The sequence below is a fragment of the Arthrobacter sp. Y3225116 genome, assembly GCF_059091245.1.
In genome coordinates, this window is sequence record NZ_JBNHGL010000132.1 from 1 (window position 1) to 8,138 (window position 8,138).

Annotated in this window: 7 protein-coding genes; 1 reads left to right on the forward strand and 6 read right to left on the reverse strand. The window is 67.8% G+C overall.

The features are described from left to right. Positions 1–129: 129 nt before the first annotated feature. The 6 genes from AC5RV2_RS11985 to AC5RV2_RS12010 form a co-directional block, all read right to left on the reverse strand. Positions 130–783, reverse strand: a complete 654-nt coding sequence (locus AC5RV2_RS11985; RefSeq protein ID WP_494092512.1) for an SGNH/GDSL hydrolase family protein — start codon at positions 781–783, stop codon at positions 130–132. Positions 784–1,124: 341 nt separating this feature from the next. Further along, positions 1,125–1,346: a hypothetical protein gene (locus tag AC5RV2_RS11990; protein WP_494092513.1), complete on the reverse strand. Its 222-nt coding sequence runs from the start codon at positions 1,344–1,346 to the stop codon at positions 1,125–1,127. Between the two features lie 158 nt (positions 1,347–1,504). Further along, the gene (locus tag AC5RV2_RS11995) at positions 1,505–1,762 is read right to left on the reverse strand and encodes a transposase family protein (protein ID WP_494092514.1); all 258 of its coding nucleotides are present in this window, start codon (positions 1,760–1,762) and stop codon (positions 1,505–1,507) included. Between the two features lie 183 nt (positions 1,763–1,945). Then, positions 1,946–3,121: an alkaline phosphatase family protein gene (locus tag AC5RV2_RS12000; protein WP_494092515.1), complete on the reverse strand. Its 1,176-nt coding sequence runs from the start codon at positions 3,119–3,121 to the stop codon at positions 1,946–1,948. Positions 3,122–3,140: 19 nt separating this feature from the next. Beyond that, the gene (locus AC5RV2_RS12005; protein ID WP_493977911.1) at positions 3,141–3,806 is read right to left on the reverse strand and encodes a DUF5998 family protein; all 666 of its coding nucleotides are present in this window, start codon (positions 3,804–3,806) and stop codon (positions 3,141–3,143) included. A gap of 47 nt (positions 3,807–3,853) precedes the next feature. Continuing rightward, entirely contained in the window at positions 3,854–6,559 is a 2,706-nt protein-coding gene (locus AC5RV2_RS12010; RefSeq protein ID WP_494092516.1) for a bifunctional acetate--CoA ligase family protein/GNAT family N-acetyltransferase, read from the reverse strand. 47 nt (positions 6,560–6,606) lie between these two features. Here AC5RV2_RS12010 and AC5RV2_RS12015 point away from each other — a divergent pair. After that, positions 6,607–8,138 (forward strand): DNA gyrase/topoisomerase IV subunit A (locus AC5RV2_RS12015; RefSeq protein ID WP_494092517.1); only part of this gene is annotated, 1,532 nt, incomplete at its 3' end.

The following is an 8,138-nucleotide window of genomic DNA, read 5'->3' on the forward strand; positions in this document are numbered from 1 at the left end:
GGCGGGGTGCCGGCCCGCGAGGTGCCCGGCCCGTCGGGGCGCCCGCCCGGCGACCTCGCGTTGCGGGCTGGCGCGGATTCCTAGCGCCGTTTGCCGACCCTTCGCAGTTAAGCATTATTGATTCCAACCTCAGTAAAGGGGTGAGCTGCGAGGAACAAGTTGCTCCCATATCGCGTCGGCCCACACTCGATGACCAACTTCGTTGGGGTGAAAGCGGTCTCCGGCAAATGTCCGCATATATTCGGAAAGGGATAGATTCCTCGTTGCCGAGTAGATGTCTGCAACTGCGTGGCCGCTCACGTCAGCGGCTAACCGGATGGCCTGGTTTGCTTTTCGCGTTCGAGCCGAATATGGCCAATGCATGAAATGAGGCACAAACCCCATCACGGAGCTTACTGGCAAGTTTGCGGCGATGGTTCTCATGTTCCGCGCAAAGGCAGGGGTGCTAAACGCCGGGGACCACGCTACGTCGTTCCCTCCAATGATGCACGTGACGAAATCAGGCAGGGACATTGCTAACAACTTCGGGATCTGAGTGAGCAGAAGGTCCCGCGTCTTAGCCCCGCTGACCGACAAATTCACTGTGCGGACTTGTTGACCAGTCGCCTCGGCGAGACGATCGGCGACAACGCCGACATATCCATGACGTGGATCATCGACGCCGACGCCCACCCCCGCCGAGTCCCCAAGTGCAACATAGGTCAGCACTCCAGCCTGCGGGCGTGCCCAGTACGCCGCGTGATCCTGTGCCTGAAGCTTGCTTCTTCGAATCGCTGTTCCCATGAATCACATGATACCCCGTGGGGGTATGCATGGCTGGTGCAAGCCATGCAGTCTCGATGCCACGCCCCTGTAGAAACAGACGTCCTCCGTGCCGCCCGGTAAAGGTTCGGCTAACGGCCACAGACCGTCCTTCCTGCACGGATTCGAGGAGTTAGCTTCATGGTCAGGGCGGGGCCGTTGTTTGCTTCCGCAGCCGGATGGCGCGGTCACGTTTATCACGCAGGTGTCCCAAGGTAAGTTCCAGCCCGTAGACCTCGCCTTTCCACCCCTCTGTTTCAGCTCGCTCCCTTCTAGCGACGAGGTCGGCTTCCAATTCGTCCAAGCGAAGAATCATTCGGGGTTCAGCGTGGAGCATGGGGCAGAGCGCGCAATCGTGTTCGTGCGCGCAGGGCGTGCCGTAGGGGCGTGCCGCAGGTGCCCGGTTCAACTTTGCGTTTATCAAAATGATCCTCGAACTCTTGCCACTCGGCATCGGTGACGCGGGCGTATTCATGGTCCGGACGCATCGCCCTGGGGTTGGCTAGGTGCATCTGGTAGTGCCGGACGATGTCTTCATCGAACACGGCAACGTAGCCCCTGGTGGTCTGCAGGTTCGCGTCCCAGGCGGTGTGTCAGGAAACGCCGAGCTGAAAGGCAAGCGCCGAGACCGAGGTGTCGAAATGCTGCAGGGCATCGGTCGCCCATGCCACGGCCCGGGAGGTCAGTTTCGCCCGTGGCGGTGCTATCTGGTGTTCCTCGGTGAACGTGGTTGTGGGGCAGTCGGGGTCTGGGCAGCGCCGATGCGCTTGGCCCAGACCAACCGGACCGGGCGGCCGAAGCACGGGGTGTCGTGAAGGCGTACGCGCCGGCGTCCGTGGCCGGTCGCGACGACACCGCACTCCGGGCAGCCGGCAAGCTGCCGGCCGGATTCGACCTGCAGGACCAGTCCGCCATCATTGGCGGCGACGAAAACAACGTGGAGTCCTTCGATGCCGAGCATCGCGTCGGCGCGCTCACACCAGCGCCTGTCCGCACAGGAAGTAGCATCGATGTCGGGGTCTCTTTGTGGAGTTGGTTGGCTTGGTCGCTACCAATTCAAAGAGACCCAGGCTTTTTTTCAGGCCAACGCCACGCCAGCCCATTGCATCAGACGCCGCGAAGATTCATCCAGCCCCAACCATGCTCATCTGCGAAGGGCCCGTTTGCCCGGAGCCGCCAGGGTCAGCAGGGGCACTTCCCGTTCCGCCTTGGTCAGCGAGCCGTGCTGACCGACCACGGACATCGCGGTCTCCGGCACGCGCCGGGTGTCGTAGAACGCCACGGGCTCCCGCGCAGCCACCATCAGGTCTCCGATGCGCGGCAGCACCCGCGGGTCCACCCGGCCGAAGAACCCGCGGCTGACCGCCTCTTCCCGGGTGAACACCCAGGCCTGCTTCCCATACCGCTGCAGCCAGGCACGGGCCACCTGCTCGCGCTGCCCGGCCGTGGCGTCCGGCTCAAAATAGAGGTGGACCAACCGCGGTTCGCCGCCGGTGTGCCGCACCCCGGCCACCAGGGCCGGGTCCGCCGAGTAGTCGAAACGGAACTCCTCGGCCACGTCCAGCATGCCGTGGTCCGCGGTCAGCAGCAGCAGCGTGTCGGCCGGAAGCTGACGGGCCAGGCGGCGCATGTCCGAGTCAAGTTCCTCCAGCGCATGCCCCCACTGGGCCGAGGCCGCGCCGAACCGGTGGCCCGCCTTGTCCAGTTCGTTGAAATAGAGGTACACCAACGCCCGGTCCGTAGCCGCCAACGCTTCCGCCGTGGCCTGGGTCCGGGCATGGCCGGTGGCGCCGGGCACGAACCTGCTGCCGCGCAGCGCCGCCCGGGTCATGCCCGACTCCGCGAACCGGGGCAGGCTGACGGTGGTCACCGGCAGCTGCTCCGCCACCCGTTCGAACACCGTGGAATACGGTTGCCACACCTGCGGATCCACCCCGGGGTCCCAGCCTCCGAGCTGGTTGACCACCTTGTCCTGCCCCGGGTCCAGGACGTCATAGCCGACCATGCCGTGCAGGCCGGGCGCCAGCCCGGTCCCCAGGCTGGCAAGGGACGCCGCCGTCGTCGAGGGAAGGGCGCTGCCGAGGGTCCGCGAGTTGTCCATGGCCTGGCGCAGGAAGGGGGCATGTCCGCCACGCTGCTTCAGCAGCGCCTTGCCCAGTCCGTCCACCATGACCACGCACACACGCCGCGCCGGCGGCAGCTGCAGCTCATTGTCGAAGCCCTCGGCGCCCAGCGCGGCCGCCGCGCTGGTCATGACCTCGGCGAGGGAGTTGCGGCCGTAGCCGGGGGCAGCCGGAAGCGGTTCCTGTATCGGCGTCACGCGGCGTCGATCCCGCGGATCAGCGGCCGTGGTGGCCGCGGACCAGGCGGTTGCCGATGCGCGGGCGCTGCTGCACCGGCCCCGGCGCGGCGGCGGGCTCCGGGTGGCTGGTGCTGACCTTGCGCAGGGCGCGGGCGAAGTCCTTGGCGTTCTGGACCGCCTGCAACCCGTCGGCCTCGGCGCTGACCCGCAGCACGATGTCTTCCTGGACGATGTTGCCCGTGTAGCCGTGGTCGGCGTCGCATTGCGGATCGCCGCAACCGGCCGGGCCCATGTCCAGCCGCTGGCCGCCGGACCAGGCGATGGCCAGGGTCAGTTCGCGGGCCTGGTCGGCGGAGGTGTAGTTCTGCGGCTGGGCGTAGACGTAGCTGAGCACCACGGAGCGGATCTGGCTGACCGGGACCGACTCGGTGGAAATCTGCGCCACCATCTGCTCGCCCTCGTCGTCCAGCTGCTGGTCGTCCACGTGGGTGATGACCAGCATGTCCTCGGTGAGCACCAGCACGGTGATGTGCCGGTGCACCTCGTTGCGGTCGAAGTGGGTCTCCAGGTGCACCAGGTGGGACAGCGGCTCGCGCTCGTCCAAGGCGTCGTGGACCACGTCGGAAACCAGCAGCGGGTAGAAGCCTGCCCGGTTGAGGGCGTCGTCGAGACTGCGGCGTTCGGCCGTCGATAGGGGGCTCATGGTTCCATAATCCCCTACCCTGCCGCCGGATGGCCAACCCGGCAGGTTCAGTCCCGCATGGCGCGCCGCGCGCTGTCCGTGCGGTGCGCGTGGTTTCCGAGCCGGACTTCGGCGTTCAGCACGGCCAGGCCCCGGTCGGAGAGCTGGACCGGGTTGAGCTCCAGCAGGGCCACTTCGGGGTGTTCGTCCTTGAGCTGCGCCACGCGGGCGATCAGGTCCTCGAGCGCCGGAACGTCCACGGCCGGCAGGCCCTGGTAGCCGAAGAGCTTCTCCGCCGCGCGGGGCCCGCGCACCAGGTCCGCCACATCCACGGTGGTCAGCGGGGGGATCCGGTGGGACCAGTCCCCCAGCAGGTTGACGGCGTCGCCGGCCAGCCCGAAGGACACCACCGGGCCCAGGAGCGGATCCTCGATGGAGCGGATGGTGCAGGCCTGGCCGGCGGGCACCATCGACTGGACTTCCAACGGGATGTCGCCGAACGGGGCCAGGCTGGCCCGCATGTGCGCGATGTTGGCGCGCAGGGTCGCCTCGTCCGTGATGTTCAGCCGGACCCCGCCGAGGTCCAGCCGTTGCCGCAGCCGCGCGTCGGTGGTCTTGACGGCCACGGGCCAGCCGAGCCGTTCGGCGGCGGCCACGGCCTCGTCGTCGTGCGTGAAGCCGGCCGACTCCTGAACCGTGATCCCGTAACAGCCCAGCAGCCGGGCGGTCTGCGCAGCGGTCGGTGTCAGCAGCTCGGTCCCGGTGACCCCGGCGAGCAGGGCGTCAATCTGCCGTTGCGCCTCGGCGGGATCGGTGCCCGCCGGTTCGGCGAATTCGCCCTGGTCGCGGGCCTTCCATTCGGCGTAGCGGACCACGGCCGCCAGCGCGTTCACGGCGCTGCCGGGGCTGGCAAAGCTGGGCAGGCCGCGCTGCAGGCCGCCGGAAGTCGGGCCTCCGGTGGCCAGCAGGCCGTCGGTCCGTTCGGCCAGGTCGAGCACGCCGGTGAAGGAGGCGACCACCGGCTTGCCGGCCTCTTCGGCGCAGTCCCGCAGCACCTCCGCCAGCCGGGAGGTCGGGATCCCGGTGGCGGGAAGGAGGGTGACGACGGCGGCGTGCACCTCGGGTGCGGACAGTGCCTGCTGCACCTGCCGGCGAAGCATCGGGAGCGCGGTGGACTGCCCCGTATTCAGGTCCAGCGCCACCTCCCGCCGGACCACGTCCAGCTGGTGCGCCTTGGCGGCGTCGGCCACCACGTTGCCCAGCGCCAGGGAGTTGCTGAACACGGCCAGGTTGGCGCCGGCCGGAAGCGGCTGGCTGACCAGGACCTGCGCCACGTCCATCAGCTCTTCATTGGTCTCCACGCGGATCACCCCGGACTGGCGGAACATCGCGTCGAGGGCGCCCGGCGGCGCCTGGGTGGTGCGCACCGCATGGCCGGGCGGCAGCTGCAGCCCCATCACATCGGACTTGGCCACGATCACCGGCTTGCTGCGCGAGAGCCGGCGCGCGATGCGGGAAAATTTCCGCGGGTTGCCGATGGATTCCAGGTAGAGCCCCACCGCCATGGTGGCCGGGTCGTCTTCCCAGTACTGCATGACATCGTTGCCGGAGACATCGGCCCGGTTCCCCGCCGACACCGTGGAGGACAGGCCCAGCCCGCGCCGGCTGGCCGCGGTGTAGAGCAGGACGCCGATCGCCGCGGACTGGCTGAACAGCCCGAGCGCCCCGCGCGGCGGCATGGCCGGCGCCATGGAGGCGTTCAGCGACACCGCCGGGTCGGTGTTCAGGAGTCCGAGCGACCCCGGGCCGATCACCCGCATCCCGTGGGCGCGGGCCTGGCGCACCAGCTCGCGCTGCCGCTGCAGGCCTTCGGTCCCGGCCTGGGAGAAACCGTCGCTGGCCACCAGGATGCCCTTGACACCGGCGGCGGCGCATTCGCGGGCCACCTTGGGCACTTCCTCGTACGGGACGGCGACGACGGCGAGTTCCACGGGGTCCGGGACGTCGGCGATGGCGGCATGGGAGATCATGCCGTTCAGTTCGAAGGCCTGCGGGTTGATGGCATAGACGGGACCGGTGAAGCCCGCTTCGATGATGTTCTCCAGCAGCGAGTAGCCCACGCTGCCCCACTCCCGGCTGGCGCCGATCACGGCCACGGATCCGGGGGCCAGCAGGGCGGCCACGCTCTTGGCCTCGGCCCGGTGTTCCCGGGCGGCCATGACGGCGCGGGAGCGCTCGGTCGGGTCGATGTCGAACTCCAGGGCGACCACCCCGTCGTCGAAATGGCGCCGCACCTCGTAACCGGCGTCGTTGAAGACGGTGATCATTTTCCGGTTCTCCGGCAGCACCTCGGCGGAGAACTTGCTGATGCCGTTCTCCCGGGCGGCCGCCGCCAGATGCTCCAGCAGGATGGAGCCCAGCCCCCGGCCCTGGTGGGCATCGGAGATATTAAAGGCGACCTCGGCTTCGGCGGGATCGTCCAGCCTGTCGTAGCGGCCGATCCCGATGATTTCATCGCCGATGGTGATGACGAACGCCACCCGGCTGACGTAGTCGACCTTGGTGAAGCGGGCCAGTTCGCGCGGGCTGAGCTTGGACTTGAAGGTGAAGAAGCGCAGGTAGATGGAGCTTTCCGATTGCCCCACGTGGAAGGCCTGCAGGGCCTCGGCATCGGCCGGGAGGATGGGGCGCAGGTGCGCCGTCCCGCCGTCGCGCAGCACGACATCCGCCTCCCAATAATCCGGATAATCCGGGGAATCAGCCTCTTGCGCCATAAACTCACTGTATCCGCAACTTTTAGCTAAGGACCGAAGCTCTACCGATGCCCCGCCGCCAGACTCCCGCCCCCGAAGAGGACTACACGGAGAACATCGTCGATATCGACGTGACCTCCGAGATGGAAGGCTCCTTCCTCGAATACGCCTACTCGGTCATTTACTCGCGCGCGCTGCCCGATGCCCGCGACGGGCTGAAGCCGGTGCAGCGCCGCATTCTCTACATGATGTCCCAGATGGGGCTGCGGCCGGACAAGGGACACGTGAAGTCCGCCCGCGTGGTCGGCGAGGTGATGGGCAAGCTGCACCCGCACGGCGACGCCGCGATCTACGACGCGATGGTGCGGATGGCGCAGTCGTTCTCGCTGCGCATGCCGCTGATTGATGGCCACGGCAACTTCGGATCGCTCGACGACGGCCCCGCGGCACCGCGCTACACCGAGGCCCGCCTCGCGCCGCCGGCCCTGGCGCTGACCGACCACCTGGACGAAGACGTTGTGGACTTCGTGCCCAACTACGACAACCAGCTGATGCAGCCGGCGGTACTCCCGGCCGCCTTCCCCAACCTGCTGGTCAACGGTTCCTCCGGCATCGCCGTTGGCATGGCCACCAACATGGCGCCGCACAACCTCGGCGAAGTGATCGCCGCGGCCCAGCACCTGATCGCCAACCCGGACGCCACGCTCGAGGACATCATGCGGTTCGTCCCCGGACCGGACCTGCCGTCCGGCGGCAAGATCGTGGGCCTGGACGGAATCCGCGACGCGTATGCCACCGGCCGCGGCTCCTTCAAGACCCGCGCCAAGGTGGAGGTGGAAAAGCTCACCGCCCGCCGCACCGGCCTGGTGGTCACCGAGCTGCCCTACGGCGTGGGTCCGGAGAAGGTGATCGAGAAGATCAAGGACGCGGTGACGTCCAAGAAGCTGCAGGGCATCAGCGACATCGTGGACCTGACCGACCGGCAGCACGGCCTGCGCCTGGTCATCGAACTGAAGAACGGCTTCAACCCAAACGCCGTGCTGGCGCAGCTGTACCGCTATTCGCCGATGGAGGATTCCTTCGGCATCAACAACGTGACCCTGGTCGACGGGCAGCCGCGCACGCTGGGCCTGATGGAACTGCTGCAGGTCTACATCAGCCACCGCATCGGCGTCGTCCGGCGGCGCACCGCGTTCCGGTTGGGCAAGAAGAAGGACCGGCTGCATCTGGTCGAAGGCCTGCTGATCGCCATCGTGGACATCGACGAGGTCATTCAGATCATCCGTTCCTCCGACGAGGCGGCCGCCGCCCGCGAACGGCTGATGGCCATCTACGACCTGTCCGAAATCCAGGCCAATCACATCCTCGAACTGCGGCTGCGCCAGCTGACCAAATACTCGCGGATCGAGCTGGAGAAGGAACAGGACGAACTGCGCCGCGAGATCGCCGCGCTGGAGGAAATCCTGGCCAACGAGGCCATGCTGCGTCAGCTGGTCTCCGACGAACTGGGCGAGGTTTCCGCGCTCTACGCCACGCCGCGGCGGACCGTGCTGCTCGAGTCGGAGGCCGCCGCCCCGCTCCGCGGCACCGCCCTGCCGGC

Coding starts and splice junctions, on each gene's coding strand:
- AC5RV2_RS11985 (WP_494092512.1), bottom strand. CDS start 783: ATGGGAACAGCGATTCGAAGAAGCAAGCTTCAGGCACAGGATCACGCG.
- AC5RV2_RS12005 (WP_493977911.1), bottom strand. CDS start 3,806: ATGAGCCCCCTATCGACGGCCGAACGCCGCAGTCTCGACGACGCCCTC.
- AC5RV2_RS11995 (WP_494092514.1), bottom strand. CDS start 1,762: ATGCTCGGCATCGAAGGACTCCACGTTGTTTTCGTCGCCGCCAATGAT.
- AC5RV2_RS12010 (WP_494092516.1), bottom strand. CDS start 6,559: ATGGCGCAAGAGGCTGATTCCCCGGATTATCCGGATTATTGGGAGGCG.